Origin of the sequence: Stenotrophomonas sp. MMGLT7 (genome assembly GCF_021168555.1) — a bacterium.
Taxonomy (GTDB): domain Bacteria; phylum Pseudomonadota; class Gammaproteobacteria; order Xanthomonadales; family Xanthomonadaceae; genus MMGLT7.
The window spans coordinates 123,530-143,936 of sequence record NZ_JAJOZS010000007.1 but is presented as its reverse complement, the minus strand read 5'-3'; the positions used below and the strand labels follow the sequence as shown (position 1 = coordinate 143,936).

The 20,407-nt window shown below is 69.9% G+C and carries 19 protein-coding genes; all 19 read right to left on the bottom strand.

Features of this window, described 5'->3' with window-relative positions:
* Positions 1-146: 146 nt before the first annotated feature.
* On the bottom strand, positions 147-794 hold the full coding sequence (gene rnt / locus LRX76_RS11065) for a ribonuclease T (protein WP_231805107.1): 648 nt from the start codon (positions 792-794) through the stop codon (positions 147-149).
* Between the two features lie 286 nt (positions 795-1,080).
* Positions 1,081-1,404: an RcnB family protein gene (locus LRX76_RS11060; RefSeq protein WP_231805105.1), complete on the bottom strand. Its 324-nt coding sequence runs from the start codon at positions 1,402-1,404 to the stop codon at positions 1,081-1,083.
* Positions 1,405-1,540: 136 nt separating this feature from the next.
* On the bottom strand, positions 1,541-2,248 hold the full coding sequence (gene phoU, locus LRX76_RS11055) for a phosphate signaling complex protein PhoU (RefSeq protein WP_231805103.1): 708 nt from the start codon (positions 2,246-2,248) through the stop codon (positions 1,541-1,543).
* A gap of 145 nt (positions 2,249-2,393) precedes the next feature.
* Entirely contained in the window at positions 2,394-3,224 is an 831-nt protein-coding gene (gene pstB, locus LRX76_RS11050; RefSeq protein WP_231805101.1) for a phosphate ABC transporter ATP-binding protein PstB, read from the bottom strand.
* A 17-nt stretch (positions 3,225-3,241) separates the two neighbouring features.
* On the bottom strand, positions 3,242-4,111 hold the full coding sequence (gene pstA / locus LRX76_RS11045) for a phosphate ABC transporter permease PstA (RefSeq protein WP_231805098.1): 870 nt from the start codon (positions 4,109-4,111) through the stop codon (positions 3,242-3,244).
* Entirely contained in the window at positions 4,111-5,085 is a 975-nt protein-coding gene (pstC, locus tag LRX76_RS11040; RefSeq protein WP_231805096.1) for a phosphate ABC transporter permease subunit PstC, read from the bottom strand. Before pstC ends, pstA begins: the two co-directional genes overlap by 1 nt.
* A gap of 346 nt (positions 5,086-5,431) precedes the next feature.
* The gene (gene pstS / locus LRX76_RS11035) at positions 5,432-6,526 is read right to left on the bottom strand and encodes a phosphate ABC transporter substrate-binding protein PstS (protein ID WP_231805094.1); all 1,095 of its coding nucleotides are present in this window, start codon (positions 6,524-6,526) and stop codon (positions 5,432-5,434) included.
* A gap of 534 nt (positions 6,527-7,060) precedes the next feature.
* Entirely contained in the window at positions 7,061-7,561 is a 501-nt protein-coding gene (gene gspM, locus LRX76_RS11030) for a type II secretion system protein GspM (protein ID WP_231805092.1), read from the bottom strand.
* Positions 7,558-8,661: a type II secretion system protein GspL gene (gene gspL, locus LRX76_RS11025; protein ID WP_231805090.1), complete on the bottom strand. Its 1,104-nt coding sequence runs from the start codon at positions 8,659-8,661 to the stop codon at positions 7,558-7,560. The genes gspM and gspL overlap by 4 nt, the downstream gene beginning before the upstream one ends.
* Positions 8,658-9,641 (bottom strand): type II secretion system minor pseudopilin GspK, encoded by a 984-nt coding sequence (gene gspK, locus LRX76_RS11020; protein ID WP_331716774.1) that lies wholly within the window; start codon positions 9,639-9,641, stop codon positions 8,658-8,660. Before gspK ends, gspL begins: the two co-directional genes overlap by 4 nt.
* 86 nt (positions 9,642-9,727) lie before the next feature.
* The gene (gspJ, locus tag LRX76_RS11015) at positions 9,728-10,312 is read right to left on the bottom strand and encodes a type II secretion system minor pseudopilin GspJ (RefSeq protein WP_231805087.1); all 585 of its coding nucleotides are present in this window, start codon (positions 10,310-10,312) and stop codon (positions 9,728-9,730) included.
* A gap of 137 nt (positions 10,313-10,449) precedes the next feature.
* The gene (gene gspI, locus LRX76_RS11010) at positions 10,450-10,800 is read right to left on the bottom strand and encodes a type II secretion system minor pseudopilin GspI (RefSeq protein ID WP_231805181.1); all 351 of its coding nucleotides are present in this window, start codon (positions 10,798-10,800) and stop codon (positions 10,450-10,452) included.
* 113 nt (positions 10,801-10,913) lie between these two features.
* On the bottom strand, positions 10,914-11,360 hold the full coding sequence (locus LRX76_RS11005; protein ID WP_331716773.1) for a GspH/FimT family pseudopilin: 447 nt from the start codon (positions 11,358-11,360) through the stop codon (positions 10,914-10,916).
* 119 nt (positions 11,361-11,479) lie between these two features.
* Entirely contained in the window at positions 11,480-11,944 is a 465-nt protein-coding gene (gene gspG, locus LRX76_RS11000; RefSeq protein ID WP_231805085.1) for a type II secretion system major pseudopilin GspG, read from the bottom strand.
* A gap of 105 nt (positions 11,945-12,049) precedes the next feature.
* Complete coding sequence (gene gspF, locus LRX76_RS10995) at positions 12,050-13,246, bottom strand: type II secretion system inner membrane protein GspF (RefSeq protein WP_231805082.1); 1,197 nt, start codon at positions 13,244-13,246, stop codon at positions 12,050-12,052.
* Complete coding sequence (gene gspE / locus LRX76_RS10990) at positions 13,233-14,741, bottom strand: type II secretion system ATPase GspE (protein ID WP_231805079.1); 1,509 nt, start codon at positions 14,739-14,741, stop codon at positions 13,233-13,235. Before gspE ends, gspF begins: the two co-directional genes overlap by 14 nt.
* Positions 14,738-16,783 carry a type II secretion system secretin GspD gene (gene gspD / locus LRX76_RS10985; RefSeq protein ID WP_231805076.1) on the bottom strand — a complete coding sequence of 682 codons (2,046 nt, stop codon included), beginning with the start codon at positions 16,781-16,783 and terminating at the stop codon, positions 14,738-14,740. The genes gspE and gspD overlap by 4 nt, the downstream gene beginning before the upstream one ends.
* Entirely contained in the window at positions 16,780-17,508 is a 729-nt protein-coding gene (locus LRX76_RS10980; RefSeq protein ID WP_231805073.1) for a type II secretion system protein N, read from the bottom strand. The genes gspD and LRX76_RS10980 overlap by 4 nt, the downstream gene beginning before the upstream one ends.
* Before the next feature lie 176 nt (positions 17,509-17,684).
* Positions 17,685-20,318 carry a TonB-dependent receptor gene (locus LRX76_RS10975; protein WP_231805070.1) on the bottom strand — a complete coding sequence of 878 codons (2,634 nt, stop codon included), beginning with the start codon at positions 20,316-20,318 and terminating at the stop codon, positions 17,685-17,687.
* Positions 20,319-20,407 lie beyond the last annotated feature (89 nt).

The following is a 20,407-nucleotide window of genomic DNA, read 5'->3' as shown; positions in this document are numbered from 1 at the left end:
TGTCCAGAACGGCCGGTGCGGGCGCGCGACAGCCGTGTCGTGCGAGTCGTGGCGCCTGTTTGCCCGTCGTCCCCGCGGCTTTTCACGATCGAAATGCCGCCACTCGCTCCACCCGATCCGCGCCCCAAGGAACCCGGGAGAGCGCACTAGCCGCCGAGCTGATGCCGGGGCCAGGCGTTGACGATCTTGCAGAACAGCCGCGCGGTCTGCTCGGTGTCGTAGACGGCGCTGTGGGCCTCGTTGGCGTCCCAGTGCAGGCCGGCGGCCTGTGCCGCGCGCGCCAGCACCGTCTGCCCGTAGGCGACGCCGGCCAGGGTCACGGTGTCGAACACGCTGAAGGGATGGAACGGATTGCGCTTGTGGCCCACGCGCGCGACCGCGGCGTTGAGGAAGTTCAGGTCGAAGTGGGCGTTGTGGCCGACCAGGATGGCGCGCTGGCAGCCATGCTTCTTCACCGCCGCGCGCACCGGCGCGAAGATGTGGTCCAGCGCCTCGCGCTCGGCCTTGGCGAAGCGGAAAGGGTGGTCGAGCACGATGCCGGTGACTTCCAGCGACTTGGGATCGATCTCGGTTCCCGGCGCCGGGATCACGTGCGCGCTATGGGTCTGGCCCGGATGCAGCAGCCCGTGCTCGTCCATCTCCAGCGGGATCGCGGCGATCTCCAGCAGCGCGTGCCGGTTCCAGTCGAAGCCGCCGGTCTCCACGTCCACCACCACCGGCAGATAGCCCCGGAAGCGCTGGGCCATCGGGGTGAACGTGGCTTGCGAAACGGCAGGCTGGGGGACTTCGGACATATCGCATAGGGTAACAGAGGCATCGCCCGGCACCGCGGAAACAAGGCTGCCGATGGTGCCGGCGAAGCACCGCGCAGGCCTTGCCGGCGTATGCGATCGCCGCTACGAGCCGGGTCGGGGCGGGCAGGGCCGCGTGCCGTATCCGGGAGGTGCGATGGCCCTGGTTGAGCCGCACCTGCCATGGCTGGGCGGCATGGGCCGTTGTCACGCTCGATACCCGCGCATGCGAACGGCTGCAAAGGAAAAGCCCCTTGACGGGGCTTTCCGGGTGTCGCGGTGCTTGCTATCAGCGGCCGTTGGCGATGACGCTGGTGACGATGCCGGTGGCTACCGCGATCAGCACGTAGCGGTCGTCCACCTTGCGCCACTCGTGGCCCTTGGGCGGGCGCTTGAGGCCATGCCTGCCGTAGTCGTCCACGCGCTCGCCGCGGCGATCCTGGGCCAGGCGCTCGCCCTTGCGCGGCGGCTGGCGCTGCTGCTGGCCATGCTGGTCGCGGTGATCGTCCTGGTGGTTGCGGTCGGAGTTGCGGGGCGGATCCTGCGGCGCGGCGACGGCCAGGCCGGAAGCCAGCAGCGAGAATGCCAGCAGGGGGGCGATCAGTCGTTTCATCATGCTTCTCCTTGCGTAGGACAGGACAGTCCTGCCTGCAGGGCGAACATTAGGTTTTTGCCGGTGAATCGCCTATTAAGTTTCCCGGAATTTTTGTGTCACGGACGACACACGACGACAACTCCGGCGATGCGGTTCAGGGGGCGCCGGTGGTGCTGGTGTCGTCGCGCTTCTCGCGCGGCGGCAGCGGCTGGTCGCCATGCACCAGGAACCACACGTTCTCGGCGATGTTGGTGGCGTGGTCGCCGATGCGCTCCAGGTTCTTGGCCATGAACAGCAGGTGCGTGCACGGGGTGATGTTGCGCGGGTCTTCCATCATGTAGGTGAGCAACTCGCGGAACAGCGCGGTGTACTGCGCATCCAGGCGCGCATCGTCGTCGCGGATCTTCAGCGCGGCGTCGGCGTCGTTGGCCTGGTAGGCCGCCAGTGCGCGGCGCACCTGCTCGGCGGCGAGCCTGCCCAGCGCGCGCAGGCCGAGGATCTGCGGCATCGGCGGGGCGGTGTTGAGCGCGATCGAGCGCTTGGCGACGTTGGCCGCGTAGTCGCCGATGCGCTCGATGTCGGCGGGGATGCGCAGGCCGGCGAGGATCTCGCGCAGGTCGCGCGCCATCGGCCCGCGCAGCGCCAGGCGCATGACGTCGTGGCTGATCGAACTCTCCAGCGCGTCGATCGCCTCGTCGTTGATGACGATGCGCTGGGCGGCGTTGTCGTCGCGCCGTTCCACCACGTCCAGCGCAGCTTCCAGCTGGGCGACGGCGGTCTCGCCCATGCGCACGATCTCCGCGGCCAGGCGCTGTTGTTCTTCGTCGTAGCTCTTGACGATGTGGTCGGTGGGTGTGGTCATGGCGGTGGGATTCGAGATTCGGGATTGGGGATGGACAGCCCTGCGGCTGCGAGGAACGGGGATCGGGAAAAGCGGGCGGGATTCCAGGGCAGGGCAGCGGCTCGCCCTTGCGAATCCCGAATCCCGAATCCCCAATCCCGGCGGTTCACCCGAACCGCCCGGTAATGTAATCCTCGGTCTGCCGCTTGGACGGCTGCGAGAAGATCACTTCGGTGCGGTCGTGCTCGATCAGGTCGCCCAGGTACATGAAGGCGGTGAAGTCGGACACGCGCGCGGCCTGCTGCATGTTGTGGGTGACGATGACGATGGTGTAGTCGTGCTTGAGCTCCTCCACCAGCTGCTCGATGCGGCTGGTGGAGATCGGGTCCAGCGCCGAGGTCGGCTCGTCCAGCAGCAGCACGTCGGGCTTGAGCGCCACCGCGCGGGCGATGCACAGGCGCTGCTGCTGGCCGCCGGACAGGCCCAGCGCGCTCTGGCCCAGCTTGTCCTTGACCTCGTCCCACAGCGCGCCCTGGCGCAGCGCCTGCTCGACGCGGTCGTTCATCTCGCCCTTCGACAGCTTCTCGTGGTGGCGGATGCCGTAGGCGACGTTCTCGAAGATGGTCATCGGGAACGGCACCGGCTTCTGGAACACCATGCCGACCTTGCTGCGCAGCCGGTTCATCGGGTACTTGGGCGAGAGCACGTTCTCCCCGTCCAGCAGCACCTGGCCGGTGGCGAGCATCTTCGGGTACAGCGCGTAGATGCGGTTGAAGATGCGCAGCAGCGTGGACTTGCCGCAGCCGGACGGGCCGATCAGCGCGGTCACGCGCTTTTCCGGGATGTCCAGGTCGATGTTCTTCAGCGCGTGGTACTTGTCGTAGTAGAAGTCCAGCCCGCGCGCGGACAGCTTGATCGGCGAGTCCGCCAGCGCGGCACCGTTCGAGGCCGGGACCGCGATGCGCTGCATGTGCGTGGCGTGGTGGAGATCGTTCATGGAGGGGTCCGAGGGCTTCAATCGTTGGAGATCTTGTTGCGCAGGAGCAGGGCGCGCGCGCCCAGGCTGACCAGCAGCACGAACACGGTGAGCACCAGCGCACCGGCCCAGGCCAGCGTCTGCCAGGACTCGTAGGGGCTGCCGGCGAACTGGTTCATCACCACCGGCACCGAGGCCATCGGCTGGAAGATGTTGCTGTTCCAGTACTGGTTGCCGAAGGCGGTGAACAGCAGCGGCGCGGTCTCGCCGCTGATGCGCGCCAGCGCCAGCAGTATGCCGGTGACGATGCCGGCCGCGGCGCTGCGGTAGACCACCTGCACGATCACCTTCCACTGCGGCACGCCCAGCGACAGCGCCGCCTCGCGCATCTGCGCGGGCACCAGCCGCAGCATCTCGTCGGTGGTGCGCACCACCACCGGCAGCACGATGAAGGCCAGCGACAGCGCGCCGGCGAAGGCCGAGAAGCGCCCGCCGGTCTGCATCACGTACAGCGTGTAGACGAACAGGCCGAGCACGATCGACGGCGCCGACAGCAGGATGTCGTTGACGAAGCGCACCACCAGGCCGGCCTTGCGGACGTTGCCGTACTCGGCCAGCCAGGTGCCGGCGGCCACCCCCAGCGGGGTGCCGATGGCGATCGCCAGCGCACACATCACCGCGCTGCCGAAGAAGGCGTTGGCCAGGCCGCCTTCCTGCATCGGCGGCGGCGTCATCATGGTGAACAGGTTCCAGTCGATGCCGGCGATGCCCTTGGCGACCAGCGTCCACAGGATCCAGCCGAGGAAGAACAGGCCGAACAGCGCGGTCACGCACGAAAGCAGCAGCGCGACCGCGTTGACCACGCGGCGGCGGTTGTACAGGCGCCGGGAGACGTCGCTGGCCGCCATCAGTTGCCCTCCTTCTGCGACAGCCGCATCAGCATCAGCCGGGCGATCGCCAGCACCACGAAGGTGACGATGAACAGCACGAAGCCCAGCAGCAGCAGCGCCGAGCGGTAGGTTTCCGTCGCCTCGCCGAAGTCGTTGGCGATCAGCGCGGCGATGGTGGTGCCGGGCTCAAGCAGCGAGGGCGACAGCCGCACGCTGTTGCCGATCACGAAGGCCACCGCCATGGTCTCGCCGAGCGCGCGGCCCAGGCCCAGGAAGATGCCGCCGATCACCGCCGAGCGGGTATACGGCAGCACGATGTCCCAGCTCACTTCCCAGCGGGTGGAGCCCAGCGCGTAGGCCGACTCCTTCAGCCGCGTCGGCACGGTCAGGAACACCTCGCGCATCACCGAGGAAATGAACGGGATCACCATGATCGCCAGCACGAAGCCGGCGGTGAGCATGCCGATGCCCAACGGCGGCCCCTGGAACAGCGGGCCGATCAGCGGCAGCGTGCCGAGGTGGTCGTTGAGCCAGGGGGTGCCGTACTCGGTCATAACCGGCACCAGCACGAACAGGCCCCACATGCCGTAGATGATCGACGGGATGCCGGCCAGCAGCTCGATGGCGGTGCTGACCGGGCCGCGCAGCCAGCGCGGCGCCACCTCGGTCAGGAAGAAGGCGATGCCGTAGCTCACCGGCACCGCGATCACCATGCCGATCATCGCCGTCACCAGGGTGCCGTATATCGGCGCCAGTGCGCCGTACTTGTTCTCGACCGGGTTCCATTCGGACGAGTAGAAGAAGCTCAGGCCCTGCACCTGCAGTGCCTGGCGGCCACCCCAAAGCATCGACAGCGCGGCGCTGGCCAGGGCCAGCAGCACGAACACGACGGTGGCGACCAGCACCCAGCGGAACCAGCGGTCGGCACGGGCATCGCGAAGATCGCGCCCGGTCGGGGCGGAGATCGCTTCGGGAATGACGGTGGAATTCATGGGGAGGCGGGGGGCCTTGGATCAGTGAGCGGGCGCGAGCGGGGTGCCGTGGAACTGCGCGATGGCAGGTGGGCCGGAGGCGGAGGCGTTGCGCCTGGCGTGGAGCGCAAGGCCGGTGGACGGAGCACGTGGAGCCGCCGTGGCGATATTGCATCTATCGTCGTCCCCGCGAAAGCGGGGATCCAGGGACGTTGGCCTTCGCCTGGTGGGGCGATGAGAAAGACAGGAGCCAGGAGCAAAGTCGCTGGATCCCCGCTTTACCAGCCATTCGGCTGTGGAAAAGCACTTCGCGGGGATGACCCAACGGCAAGGGCGACCGTGCCGGAGGCACGGCCGCGCCGTTGCGTCACTTGAACTCGGCCGTCCAGTAGGCCTCGATCTGCTGAACCAGCTCCGGCGGCAGCGGCACGTAGTGCAGCTCGTTGGCCTGTGCCTGGCCCTGCTCGAACGCCCACTTGAAGAAGTCCAGCGTCGCCTTGCTGCGCGCGGCGTCCTTGGGCTGCTTCGGCATCAGCATGAAGTTGGTGGCGGTGATCGGCCACGCCTGCTCGCCCGGGGCGTTGGTGATGACCAGGTTGAAGTCCTTGGCGTTGGCCCAGTCGGCGCTGGCGGCCGCGGCGGCGAAGCTCTCGGCGCTGGGCTGGATCCAGTTGCCGGCCGCGTTCTGCAGCGACGCGTACGGCATGTTGTTCTGCAGCGCGTAGGCCAGCTCGACGTAGCCGATCGAGCCCTTGATCTGCTGCACGTACGAGGCCACGCCCTCGTTGCCCTTGCCGCCGACGCCGCCCGGCCACTGCACCGAGGTGCCTTCGCCGACCTTGCTCTTCCACTCCGGGCTGACCTTGGCCAGGTAGTTGGTGAAGTTGAAGCTGGTGCCCGAGCCGTCGGAACGGTGCACCAGGTTGATCTTGGCCGACGGCAGCGTCACCCCGGGGTTGACGGCGGCGATGGCCGGGTCGTTCCAGGTGGTGACCTTGCCCAGGAAGATGTCGGCCAGCAGCGCGCCGGTCAGGCGCAGCTGGCCCGGCTGCAGTCCTTCGACGTTGACCACCGGCACCACGCCGCCGATCGCCGAGGGGAACTGGCCCAGGCCCGAGGCGGCCAGTTCCTCGCTGTCCAGCGGCTTGTCGGAGGAGCCGAAGTCCACGGTGCCCGCCTTGATCTGGGCGATGCCGCCGCCGGAGCCGATCGACTGGTAGTTGACCTTGTTGCCGGTGGCGGCGTTGTAGTCGGCCGACCACTTGGACACCAGCGGGTAGATGAAGGAGGCGCCGGCGCCGGAGATCTCGGCGGTCTTGGCGTCGCCGGGGGCCGGGGTGCCGGTGGCGGCGGCATCGGGCGCGGTCGCGCCGGGCTGGGCGTCGTTGCCCGGCTTGCAGGCGACGAGAGCCAGGGCGACGGCCAGCGACAGTGCGGCCAGTCCGGTCGATTGCAGTTTCATGGAGTTGCTCCAGGGCATGGGGCCGGCCGCGCCGGCGGATGGCGCTATGAAATGATGTTTTTGTTACGGCTTCATGACACTCGTTCCGCCGGGCATGGTGGCGCGACAAAATGAAGCGGGCTCCGATGGAGCCCGCTTCGCCGGTCGACCGGGAGAGAGATCGGTCGGACGGTGTTCCGGGATTCGTGGCCCGCGGCGCCGGACAGGTTCGGAAGGCGCTTGCGCGCGCCATTGCAGGTCCGGCATCCCGTTCCATCGCGGCGGGTGCAGCCGGCAGCGGAGGTGGTCCCGCTATTGGGACATGTCTCGATGAAGGCCTGAAGAAGGAATGATGACGGATGCATGACGGCGCGCAGGGCGGGGCGCCGGCGCGCAGGTCGTGGGCCGTGTGGTCGCGGCGCGAACCGGGGCCTCGGCGCTTCGTGTCCGCCTGCGGCCAGACGGGCAGGGGGCCCCGCATCTCGGCCGGCCGTGTCGGCCCATCGCTGGCGCATGCCGCCGGACTCCCGCAGCCATCGGGCCGTGGCGATGGACTCACCGGCTGGACGGGGCCAGGGCGAAGCCGGCCTGGACCCGCAAGCCGCCCTCGCTCCTGGCGGCGCTCAGGCTGGACGGCGCCAGGCCATGATCGTTGCGCAGGGCATCGAGCCAGGCGAACAACTGCCGCGGGCTGGCCGCGTCGGCTTCGATGCCGAAGCCGGCGGGGTCGCTGTCGCGCTCGCGGCTCACCGCCAGCGCGGCCTTGCCGGCGCTGTCCAGCACGGCACGCTTCAGCGCCGCCGCATCGGCAGGTTGCGGTGGCCGGCGTTGCTGCAGCTGGCGCAGCTGGGCCAGTTCCAGTTCGGTCTGGAGCAGCGCCAGCGTGGCGCGTTCATGGCGGGCCTGGGCACTGTCGCGGGCCATGCGCAGCGGCACGAACAGCGCATACCAGAGCACGAAGGCGGCGATTGCCGCGCACATCGCGCCCAGCATCAGCCGTTCGCGCGGTTCGCGCCGTTGCCACCACAGGCGGAACTGCTCGATGCGTGCCTTCATTGCAGCGGCTCCACGGCGACCAGGCTGCGCAGGCCGGCATCGACCGGCTGGCTGTCCAGCGCGATCAGCTCCAGTCCGTTGTCCGCCAGCTGCTGGCGCAGGGTCTCCAGGTCCGCCTCGCGCGGGTGCAGCAGCCCGGCGCGCAGGCCGCCGTCGGGGGAGAACTCGTAGCTGTCCAGGCGCGCGCCGGGCACGCCGCGCAAGGCTTCGAACAGTCTGGCCGAGTGCACCGCCAGCACGTCGGCGGCCACACGCTGGGTGTAGTGCGCGTGCAGCCGCCCTGCGTCCAGGCCGGGCTGGAAGCGGGCGGCCAGGGCGTCGGCGCGGGCCTGCAGCCGGTGTGCGGCGAGGGCGTGGTAGGCCGTTTGTGCGGCCACCAGCAGCAGCGGCGAAAGCAGGACCAGCGCGGCCAGCAGGCGCAGGCGCCTGCGTTGGCGCGGGGATTTTCCGTCGCCTCGCGCGTGCGCGCCCTGCAGCAGGTCGATGGCGGGCGGCGCGATGGCATGGGCGGCAAGGCATGCCTCGGCCTCGGCGGCGTCGAGCCATCGCAGCGGGCGTTCGCCGATGACGCGCCTGGCCAGATCCGGCTCGGCGGCCAGGGCCAGCCGCTTGCCGCGGGCCAGCACCCGTCCGTCGCGCTCGCAGGCCTGCACGCTGTCGTCCTGTGCCTCGTCCAGCAGCAGGCAATCGGGCACCACGGCCTGCGCCTGCAGGCCCAGTTGCGTGGCGCGCTGCAGCCAGCCGCGCATCGTCTGGTCATCGACCACGGCCAGCAGGCGCTGGGCGTCGGCGGAAAATTCGCCGAGCGCGACATGCAGGTTCTCGCGCGGGCCGGCGACGAGGTCTTCCAGCATCAGTCGTGCCGCGGCCAGCGCCTGTGCCGCGCTGTGCGCGGGCAGTTCGATCCACAGCAGATGCAGCGCGGCGGCCGGTACGGCGAGCACGTCGCGCGTGCCGGCAGCGGCCGGCAGCGGCTGCGCGGCATCGACCTGCGAGCGTGACAGGATGCGTCCGCCGGCATCGATGTGCAGGCAGGTGGAGGCGCCTGCCGGGTCGGCGTTCAACAGCAGCAGGCGAGTGAGGGAGGGGATCTGGGTCATTCTTCGGGCGTCCAGCGGCGGGCGACCAGGCGGGCGGGGCCGCCGTCGGCTTGCAGCAAGGCATCCAGCACCGCTTGTGCGCTGGCGTATTCGACTTCGGTGCGCAGCCTGAACCAGCGGCTGCTCAGCTGTACCTGGTCGTAGACCTCGTTGGGAAGTCCGGCGTCGCGCAGTGCGGGCTGCGACCAGAACGCCAGCGCATCGCGCCAGCCGCCGTCCGGGCGCTGGTCCAGGATGCGCCGCGCCTGCGCGGGCGTGAGCCGGCCCAGGCTGAGCATGCTCAGCACCGGTGCCTGCTCCGGCTGGAGCGCGTTGACGTTCACCGGCGAGAGTTCCGCGCTGGGCAGGGCGCAGACCTGCGGGCGGATACGGGCATAGGTCTGCGCGTCGTAGCCGCGGATGGCGCGCAGTTCGGACGGCTCGGCAAGCAGCGCGCCCGAGGTGCGATAGGCCGGCTGCAGCGCGGCGTAGCTGGAATCCTCGGCGCCGAGCGGCGCGCGCTGCGCATCGGAATCGATCCAGTCGGCCAGCGCATCGGCCAGCGCCTGTGCCTGCGCGGCGGCGAAGCCCTGTGCCTGCAGCAGCGCGACGTACTGGCGCACGCCCAGTTCGCGCCGGGTCCATTGCTCCGGCGCGCCCTCGACCACGGAGTTGAGGTTGAAGCAGGTGCTGGCATCGTCCAGCCGCGCGTACACCATGCCGAGGTTGTCGTCGCCCTCGACGATCGGGAACACCAGCGGCTTGCCGTTCCATTGCGCGACATCGACCTGCATGCGCTGCAGTTCGCCGATGCGCTGCCTGGCCAGCGCCTCGCTGCCCAGCGCATAGCGCTGCGCCTGGGCGATGGCCTGCGCATTGCCGGCGCGGCGCAGGCCGAAGCGGATGTCGTCGAGCATCGCCACCGCCAGCACGGCCATCACCGCGGCCAGCAGCAGCACCGACAGCAGGGCGGTGCCGGATTGGGATTGGGGATTCGGGATGGGGGATTGGATAAAAGCCCGCGCCCGCGGCTGCCCGCCGCTTTCACCAATCCCCCATCCCGAATTCCCAATCCCCGCTCCGCGCTTCACATCCCCTCCTCCGGCAGCAGGAACACCTGCCGCACCCGGCCGAAGTCGCGCAGTTGCAGTTCCAGGCGCACGGCCTGCGGCAGGGCGTCCAGGCCGCCGCCCCAGCCGTCGCTCCAGAAGCCGCGCGCGTAGTAGTACGCCTTCGCCGAGCCGACGCCTTCGAGCACGACCTGCGGCGCTTCGGCCGGTGCACCGTCGAGTGCGGCGCGGCTGCTGCGTTCCAGCCTGCCGTCGGCGACGCGGTACTCGACGTACTGCAGCGAGGCGCGCGGGGCGGCGTCCACGTTTTCCCAGCCGCGGCGGACGAAGCCGAACAGCGGCCCGCGCATGTCGTCCGGTGGCGCGGCGAGGAAGGCGCTGCGTTCGGCACGGCCGTCGCTGCGCCGGGTGCGCCGCAGCGCCGCCTGCGCCAGGTCCGCCTTCAGCAGGGCGTGGGCGCGCTGCAGCTCGCCCAGCCGTTCCATCCTGGCGCGGACCGCACCCTGCTGGTCGGCCGTCCACGCGAGGATGCCCACCGCGGCCGCGGAGAGCAGCGCGAACACGGCCATGGCGATGAGGACCTCGATCAGGGTGAAGCCCACCTGGCTGCAGGCGGGGATTCGGGATTGGGGATTGGGGATTGGACAGAACCCTGCGCCGGCGGCTGCGCGCCGCTTTTGCGAATCCCGGCTTTTCACAGCCGACTGGCTGGTCATCCCCAATCTCCAATCCCGGCTCTTCATCGCAACACCGTGGCGTTCGCCGCGACGGCGCCATCGTCGCCGGTGACCTCGATGTCGATGCGCAGCAGGCCGTCGTTGCCGCTCGCGGCGGTCTCGCGCCGCCAGCGCCAATCGCGTTCGCCGAGGCGTTCGGAGCCCTGTGCCGGGGCGGCCAGCGCGGACGCCTCGGCCAGTGCCGCCTCGGCGGCGAGGTTGTCGGCGACGATGCCGGCCAGCACGCTGCGCTCCACGTGCACCGCGGTGCGGGTGCTTTCGCCGGCCAGGTTGAGCAGGCCGACCACGACCAGGGCGAATATCGCCAGCGCCACCAGCAGTTCGATCAGGGAGAAGCCGGTGGAAGCCGGGATTGGGGATTGGGGATGACCAGCCAGTCGGCTGTGAAAAGCCGGGATTCGCAAAGGCGGCGGGCACGCCCCGGCCTTTACCGAATCCCCAATCCCGAATCCCGAATCCCGGCGCTTCACCGCACCACCACCTTGCCGGCCGGGTCGACCGAGATCTCCGCGCGCGCCTTGCCGCTCGCCAGCAGCAGCGTCTGCGGCTCGGCCGCGCCGGTCGGGTCGAAGCGGAAGCCGAGCCGCTCGCGCCGCGGCGGCAGCTGCGCCTGCACGCCATCGGCCCAGGCGCGTGCGGCGAACGGGCCTTCCTCGAGCACGACCCACCTGCCCGCATCCAGGCGGTCGAAGCGGTAGCCGGCGGCATCGACGCCCACCTGCACCGTGCGCCCGCCGAGGATGGCCTCCTCCTTGGCCCGCAGCAGGCGCAGGCCGAAGTCGTCGGCCTGCCGGTACAGCGCCGCATCGCCATGCGGCAGGGTCAGCAGCACCGCAGTCGTGGCCAGGCCGACGATCGCGAGCACGGCGAGCAGCTCGATCAGGGTGAAGCCCGTCTGGCGGTGGGCCGGGATTGGGGATTCGGGATGACCAGCCAGTCGGCTGTGAAAAGCGGGGATTCGCAAAAGCGGCGGGCAGCCGGTGGTGCAGGCTCTTATCCAATCCCCAATCCCGAATCCCCAATCCCGGCCTTTCATTGCCAATTCCCGATATCCGCGTTCTCGCCTTCGCCGCCCTCGGTGCCGTCGGCGGCGAACGAGTACACGTCGAACGCACCGCGCCGGCCCGGCAGGCGGTACTGGTAGGGGTTGCCCCATGGATCGGCCGGCAGGCGGCGGATGTAGCCGCCCTTGCGGTAGCGCTCCGGCCGTGCCAGCCCTGCCGGTGCCTGCAGCAGCGCCTGCAGGCCCTGGTCGGTGCGCGGGTACACCAGGTTGTCCAGGCGATAGGCCTCCAGCGCCTGCTCCAGCAGGGCGACGTCGGCGCGCGCCTTTTCGGCCATCGCCCGGTCCTGGCTGGGCATCACGTTGATGACCACCACCGTGGCCAGCAAGCCGATGATGACGATGACCACCATCAGCTCGATCAGGGTGAAGCCCCGGGAGGCGGGGATTGGGGATTTGAGATTGGGGATTCGATGGCGGCGAGTTCTGGACATTGGCGTGTTCCCTTCAGATGTTCGTTCGTAAATGCTGTTTGCGAATCCAAGCTCTTCACAGCCGAATGGCTGGTCATCCCGAATCCCCAATCCCGAATCCCGGCCTCAAAGCGCCATCGAATTGAATTGCAGGATCGGCAGCAGGATCGACAGCACGATCATTGCCACCACGCCGCCGAGGACGACGATGATCGCCGGCTCCAGCAGGCTCAGGGTGGCGCTGGCGAAGGTGTCGATCTCGCGCTCGAGGTAGTCGGCGGCGCGGTCGAGCATCGGCGCCAGGCGGCCGCTGTTCTCGCCGCTGCCGGCCATGTAGAGCAGGGTCGGCGGGAACACGCCGGCGCGCTTCATCGCCGCCGACAGGCTGCCGCCCTCGTCGATCGAGGCGACCATGGCCTCGGTCGCCTCGCGCAGCACGCGGTTGCCGACGGTGCGCGCGGTGATCGCCAGTCCCTCGATCAGCGGCAGGCCGCTGTCGAGCATGATCGCCAGCGTGCGCGCCATCCGCGCGGCGTGCAGGTCGCGCAGCAGGCGTCCGAGCAGCGGCAGGCGCAGCAGCCAGCGGTCGAAGCGCAGGCGGAAACCGTCGCGCCGCAGCAGGTGGACGAAGACCGCACCGGCCATGGCCAGCGCGAGCAGGAGCGCCCAGCCCCAGTGGTTGACGAAATCGGAGACGAAGATCACCGCGCGGGTCAGCCACGGCAGTTCGCGCCCCATCGAGTCGAACTGCTCGACCACCTTCGGCACGACGAAGCGCATCAGCCCGACCACCACCGCGACCGCGGTCAGTGCCAGTGCGGCCGGGTAGGCCAGGGTGCCGATCAGCCTGGCCCGGACCTGCTGCTGGCGTTCCAGCAGTCCGGCCAGGCGTTCGAGGATCTGCGGCAGCGCGCCGGAACTCTCGCCGGCGGCGACCATCGCCCGGTACAGCGGCGGGAACGCCTTGCCCTGCCTGGCCATCGCGTCGGCCAGGCGGAAGCCCTCCAGCACCTGCGCGTGCGTGGCCATCACCACCCGGCGCACGCCGCGGCGGTCGGACTGGCTGCCGATCGTGCGCAGCGCCTCTTCCAGCGGCGCGCTGGCGACCAGGGTCGACAGCTGCCGGGTCAGCAGGGACAGGTCCCTGGCGCCGAAGCGGCCGCCCAGGCCCGGCCGTTCCTGCTGCATCGCCGGCTCCAGCCGCAGCGGCAGCAGCTGCCGTCCTTCCAGCAGCGCGCGCGCCTCGCGCAGCGTCGCCGCGGCGACCGTGCCGCTGCGGGTGCGGCCCTGCAGGTCCAGCGCCGAATACTCAAACGCCGCCATCGCCGCCGCCCTCCCTCGGGGTGTCTTCCTGGCGGGTCACCCGCACCGCTTCCTCCAGCGTGGTCAGGCCGGCGGCGACCGCGTCGCGCGCCGCATCGGACAGGCGGCCGCCGCCGGCGAAGGCAACGGCGGCGATCGCGTCCTCGCCGGCGTCCTCGGCGACCAGCCGGCGGATGCGTTCGTCGATGACGATGAACTCGTGGATGCCGATGCGCCCGGCATAGCCGGTATGGTTGCATTGCGCGCAGCCGGCCGCCGCGTACAGCGGGCCGTCGAAGCGTTCGCCGCCGAGCGCGGCGGGGGCGTCGCCGGCCGCGCGCGGGGCGCGGCAGTGCGGGCACAGCCGCCGCAGCAGCCGTTGTGCCATCACCAGGCGCAGGCTCGACGCGAGCAGAAACGGCTCGATGCCGATGTCGCGCAGGCGGGTGATCGCGCCGGCGGCGTCGTTGGTATGCACGGTGGACAGCACCAGGTGGCCGGTCAGGCTGGCCTGCACCGCGATCTGCGCGGTCTCGCCGTCGCGGATCTCGCCGACCATCACCACGTCCGGGTCCTGGCGCAGGATCGCGCGCAGGCCGGCGGCGAAGCTCATGCCGACGCGGGCGTTGACCTGGGTCTGGCCGACGCCCTCGATGGCGTACTCGACCGGGTCCTCGACGGTCAGGATGTTGCGCTGGCCGTCGTTCAGCGACGCCAGTGCCGCGTACAGCGTGGTGGTCTTGCCCGAGCCGGTGGGGCCGGTGACCAGGAGGATGCCGTTGGGCGTGCGCAGCGCCCGGCGCAGCGCGGCCAGCGCCGGCGCGGCCATGCCGAGCTGCTGCAGCGACAGCGCGCCCTGGTCCTTGTCGAGGATGCGCAGCACCACGCGCTCGCCGCCGCGCGTGGGCAGGGTGGACACGCGCACGTCGAGTTGCTTGGACCCCATCGCCAGCGATACCCGGCCGTCCTGCGGCACGCGTTTCTCGGCGATGTCCAGCCGCGCCATCACCTTGACCCGCGAGACCAGCAGCGGTGCGATCCGCGGCGGCATGTTCAGCGCCTCGCGCATCACCCCGTCGACGCGGAAGCGCACCCGCAGCGCCGATTCGAACGATTCGATGTGCACGTCGGAAGCGCCCAGCCGCGCGGCCTCGGCGATCAGGCCGTTGATCAGGCGGATGATCGGCGCATCGCCCTGGCTCTCCAGCAGGTCGGCGGTGCTGGGGATGTCCTCGATCAGCGAATCCAGGTTGCCGTGCAGGTCCAGCTGCTCGACCCCGGCGGCGTTGCCCATCGCGGCATCGGCGTAGATTTCCGACAGCCGGCGGTCGAACAGCGGCCGCGCCAGCGTTTCGATCCGCAGTGGCCGGCCGAGCGCGCGCCGCAGTTCCAGCAGCGCCCGCGGGTCCTCGCCCTCGCGCAGGGCGACGTGGGCGGCGTCCTCGCCGGCGTCGAGCAGCAGCACGCCATGGCGCTTGGCGAAGGCATAGGCGAGGAAGGGCGCGGCGGCGTTCATTGCCGGGACGGAGGGCCGGCGGCGGGCGCGGGCGGCGGCTGCAGCGGCGGGTTGATGCGCAGGTAGTCGCGGACCACCGCGTCCAGCTCGGCCGCCGCGGCCGGGTCGCCCTGCCACTGGCGCTCGCGCAGGTAGCCGTAGCGCTGCGCGGTCAGGCGCTGGGCGTCGGCGGCGGTGCGCACGATGCTCGGGCGCAGGAACACCATCAGGTTGGTCTTGCTGCGGCTGTTGGACCTGTTGCGGAACAGCGCGCCGAGGCCGGGGATGTCGCCGAGCAGCGGGATCTTGTCGACGCGAGACTGGTCGCTGTGGTCGAGCAGGCCGCCGAGGGCGACGATGGCGCCGTCGTCGACCACGACATTGGTCTGGATCTCGCGCTTGTTCAGCACCAGCTCGTCGCTGGAGCTGCTGACCGTGCCGTTGACCGAGGAGACTTCCTGCTTGATCGTCAGGGTGATGCCGCCGCCGCTGTTGATCTGCGGGCGCACGGTCAACTGGATGCCGACGTCCTGGCGGTTGATGGTGCGGAACGGGTTGTCGTTGTTGGTGCTCAGCACCTCGCCGGTGGTGACCGGCACTTCCTGGCCGACGAGGATGTGCGCTTCCTCGTTGTCCAGGGTCAGCAGCGACGGGGTCGACAGCAGGTTGGAGCCGGTATCGCTCTTGACTGCGTTGATGATCAGGCCGAACACGCGGTCGCCGTGGCGCTCGGCCAACCCGAACAGGCCGCCGTTCAGTCCCAGCAGCGACTGCGCCGCGGCCTGCCGGGCCAGGTCGGCGATGCTGTCCTCGCCATCGTCGCCGTTGCTGCCGGCCAGCGCGCTGCCGGCCAGCGAGACCATGCCGGGGGCGCCGTTGGAGAACTGGGTCAGGCCCAGCGGTATGCTGCCGTCGGTGCCGGCCAGCAGCAGCTGCGTGCCCAGCTGCTTGGCCGCACCCTCCGACACCTCGACCACCAGCGCCTCGACCAGCACCTGCTCGCGGCGCACGTCCAGCTGCCGGATCACGTCCAGCAGGGTGCGCTGGGTGTCCGGGTCGGCATGCACGATCAGCGAATTGGCACCGGGATAGCGCACGATCACCGGGCGCTTGCCGCTGGCAGGGGAAATCACCTGGGTGTTGGCGGGCGTGCCGGCGCCGGCCGTGGCGACGAGGGCGGCGGCCGGGTTGTCCGCGGCCCCGGCGGCGGTGGCGTCGGGCGCCTGCCCGATCAGTTGCTGCAGTACCGGCAGCAGCTGTTCGGCGCTGGCATGCTGCAGGCGGACCACGGCCACGTCGCCGCCGCGTTCGGCGCGGGTGTCCAGGTCCAGCGCCAGCTTCGCCGCCTTCTGCACCATCCCGGGGTTGCCGCGCAGCAGCAGCGAGTTGCTGCTTTCCACCGCCAGCACCGACAGCGGCGCGCCGGCCTTGTCGCCGCCGATGCCGTAGAGTTCGGACAGGGTCGCGGCCAGTTCGCGCGCGGAGGTGTTGCGCAGGGTCACGGTGTCGATGCCGGCGCTGTCGCGGTCGATCTGCTCGACCAGGCCGAGGACGCGGCGCAGGTTGTCGGCGTAGTCGGCGACCAGCAACTGGTTGCCCTGCGGCAGCGCCATGACCACGCCGCCGCGGCCGAGCAGCGGCTTGAGCGTCTCGGCGGCGGCGCGCGCGTCGATCCGCTGCAGCGGGAACACCCGGGTGGCGAAGCCCAGCGGCGAGGCCGGCTGCTGCGCGGCGGTGTCGTCGGGCACCACCCGGTAGGTGGCGGTGCCGGCCGGTACCGCGACCATGCCGTTGCTGCGCAGCACCGCCAGCAGCACGCCGATCAGGTCCTCGTTGGACAGCGACTGGTCGCGGCTGACGTTGACCGTCCCCTGCACGCGCGGATCGACGATGAAGGTGGTGCCGGTGGCACGCGCCACGTCCTGGATGAACGCGGCCAGTTCGACGTTCTGCATGCGCAGCGCCGGCGCATTGGCTGCCGCCTGCTGGGCCGGCGCGGGGACGGCGGGAATGGCGAAGGCGGTCGCCGCGAGCAGCAGCAGGCCGGTGTGGCTAGGGCTCATGGCTTGCCGCTTCCGAGAGTCAGGGTGCGGGTCTGGCCGTCGCGCTGGAAGCTGACGACCGCCTGCGGGTTGGACTGCAGTTCCCTGGCCAGGTCGGCCATCGTCCCCGGCGACAGGAACTGGCCGTTGACGCTTAGCAGCACGTCGCCCGGGCGCAGGCCGATGCCGCGCAGCATCAGCTCGCTGCCGCCCCGCGGCAGCAGGGTGTAGCCGGTGATGCGGCCGTCCTCGGTGCGTGCCTGCAGGCCGGCGTCGAGCAGTTTCGAGGTGTCGAAGCCGGCGGCATCGGCCGCTCTGGCCGTCGCCAGCGGCGCGGCCGGGCGCGCCGCTGCGGGCGCCGGTCCCGCGTCGGGCAGGTCGAGGCGGCGGCCATCGCCGAACTCGACGTGGTCGTCGGCGATCCTCGCCAGCGCCAGCCCCGGTGCGATCTCGTCGCCGACCGCGTACGCCATCTGCGGTTGCTTGTCGCGGCCGAGGATGGCCGAGCCGCCGCCGTCCGCCGCGCTGCGCAGGCCGAACAGGCGCCAGCCGTCAAGGCTGGCCGACGCCGTGGCCGTGTCGGCGCCGCTGCCGGAGAAGGGGGCGTGCCCGGCCAGGTCGGGGATCTGCGCGGGCAGCGCGGTGATCCTCGGGGCGCCGGCGACGCTGGCCGGGGCCAGCAGCAGCCAGCCGAAACGCGCCAGCTGGAGCAGCAACAGCAGCCAGAGCACGGCTTCGGCCAGCACGGGCCAGTGCCGGGGCAGAGCGCGGTTGGGGATCGAGATGGACACGGGAGAAGGGCCGGAAAGGGCGGTGGGCAACCGGTTTGTTACAGGATGAGTCAGAAATGTGACGGCCTCATTGCATCGGAAACACGAAGCCCGGCGGGCCGCCGGGCTTCGTGTCTCGGGCCGCCGCCGGATCAGAAGTCCAGCGTCAGGCTCAGGTCCCAGCTGATGCCCGGCTTGTAGGTGTACAGGTCGATGCGGCTGCCGCCGCGCTCCTGGTACTCCTCGTGCTTGGTGTCGAGCAGATTGCGCGCCGAGAATTTCAGCGACGGCTTGATCCAGTCGTAGCCGAAGTCCAGGCCCTTGCGCAGCACGAAGTCCAGCGTCGTGCCCGGCTTTTCCATGTAGTCCGGCTGGCCGGAACGGCCGCGCACGCTGATCCGCTCGCTGACGTAGTTGGCGATCAGGGTCGCCTGCAGGTCGGCGCTTTCGCTTTCCACGCCGAACTGGAGGTTGGCGATGTGTTCGCTCTGGCCCTGCATCTGGCTGCCGTCGCGGACGAAGCTGCTGGCTGCCTGCGGCACGCCGTTGAAGCCCGGCGGGATCACCGTGTCGCTGTCCTTGCTGTTCACTTCCGACTTGGACCAGGTGTAGTTGCTGGCGAAGTAGAGGCGGCCGTCGCCGAGCCAGTTGAAGCCGGGGTCGAAGTACTTCTTGTATTCGATCTCGGCGCCGTACAAGGTGGCTTCCGGTGCATTGAGGAAGCCCTGGAACAGCTGGTTTCCGCCGAAATCGCCGACCACCGCTTCCACCGGCTTGTCGATGTGCTTGTGGAACAGCCCGGCGGTGAAGTACTCGCCGGCGCCGAAGAACCATTCGTAGCGCAGGTCCAGGTTGACCAGTTCGCTGTCCACCAGGTACGGATTGCCGAAGAACAGGCGGTCGTTGTCCGGGTCGGTGTACTGCTGCGGGGCCAGTTCGCGGAACTGCGGGCGGGCGATGGTCTTGGACGCGCCGAGGCGGATCTGCTGGTTCTCGGCGAAGTTCCAGGTGATGGTCAGCGCCGGCAGGAGGTAGTCGTTCTGCAGCGGGGCGGTGGCGTAGATGCCGCCGACGCGCGCGCCGCTGAAGATGTCCAGCGGATGCACCGCCTGGGTGGCGTCTTCGTAGCGCAGGCCCAGCGCCGCGCGCCACGCCGGGGCGATGTCGCCTTCCAGTTGCAGGTAGGCCGCCTTGGTCTTGAGCGTGCCCTTGTAGGCCGACTCGCCGTTGTTGTTGGCGGTGATCTCGTTCAGGGTCAGCAGGCCGTTCTGGAAGTTGTAGTCCGAGAACAGGTAGTCGATGCGCTGGTACTGGTTGTACACGGGCAGGGCGGCATTGTTGGTCGTGTCGAAGCGGAAGCTGCGCTGCACCGCTTCGCGGTCGTTGTCGGAATAGGCCGCGCCGAAGCTCAGGCTCAGCTCGCGCTCGATCGGCAGGCGCCAGACGAAATCGACGCCGCCGCTGGCCACCTCGTCGTCCACCGCGCCGAACTTGAGCGAGTTGTTGCCGCTGCCGTGCAGCCAGGTGCCGTCGATGTCGGCGTAGCGGACGCTGGTCTCGTAGGGGGTGGTGCGGGTCGCCTTGGACTTGGCCAGGCGCCATTCGACCTTCAAGTCGTCGTATTCGCCGAAGCTGCTCTTGCCGGACAGCTGGTGGTTGATCAGCTTGCGCTCCAGCCACAGGGTGCCGTCCTCGCGGATGTCGACGCCGACGTTGAAGTTGTAGCCGTCGCGGGACTTGGCTTCCTTGAGCGTGTCGTGCACGTACAGGGTGTTCCACGACAGCGAGTGGCGCCGGCCCTGCAGGCCGAGGCCGAGCAGGCCGTTGACGCGGGCGTTCATGCGCGTGGTGGCGAAGTCGTAGTCCTCGTAGGTGTCCGCGCCGGCGCCGGTGAACACGCCGTTCTGCTGCTTGCCGGTGCGGGTGCGCCATTCGTTCTTGAAGTCGGCCACCGCGACGACGCCCAGTTTCAGGTCGTCGCCGATGTCGTACGAGGTGCCGGCGCTGCCGCCGAAGTTGAAGTCCGGATCGATCTTGTTCTTCTGCTGCAGCACGAACAGGTTGGGGTTGTTCAGCGCGCTGCCGAACGCGGCCAGCCATTCGCGGCTGTAGTTGGCCTGGGTCAGTGCCTGGTGGCTGTGGATGACCTCGCTGGGCAGGTCGCGGCGGCCGTCGTCGTAGCCCCACCAGTCGCTGTCGCCGCCGCCGTAGTAGGTCAGGCCCTTCTCGCGGGTGGTGACGCTGTTGCCGCCGATGCCGATGGACAGCTTGAGGAAGCTGTCTTCCGGCACGTTCAGGCTCTGCAGGTCGATCACGCCGCCGCCGAACTCGCCGGGGTACCTGGCCGAATAGGTCTTCTGCACGGTCATGCTCTGCAGCGCCTCGCTCGGGAACAGGTCCAGCGGCACCACGCGCTGCATCGGTTCGGGCGAGGGCAGCGGCGAGCCGTTGAACAGCGCCGAGGAATAGCGCTCGCCGAGGCCGCGCACGTACACGTACTTATCGCCGACCACGCTCAGGCCGCTGACGCGGGCCAGTGCCTGCGCGGCATCGCTGTCGCCGGTGCGCTGGAGATCTTCCCGGGTGACGAAGCTGGCCACCTCGGCGGTGTTGGCCATCGGTTCGGGGATGTACTCGCCGCGCACGGTCACCGTGTCGATCTGGGTGGCCTGCGGCGTTGTCTGTTGCGTGGTTTCCTGGGCCAGCACGGGCTGGGCCAGCGCCGTGCCGATGGCGATGAACAGGCCGCGGCGCAATGGATTGGATCGGGGATTGGAGGACGTCATGGGCGTGGACCTTGGCTGCATCGGGCAGGCTTGATGGAGGATGCGGCGGCCTCGGGCCGCCGCATCCTCGTGCACGGGGGGAGCAGTCG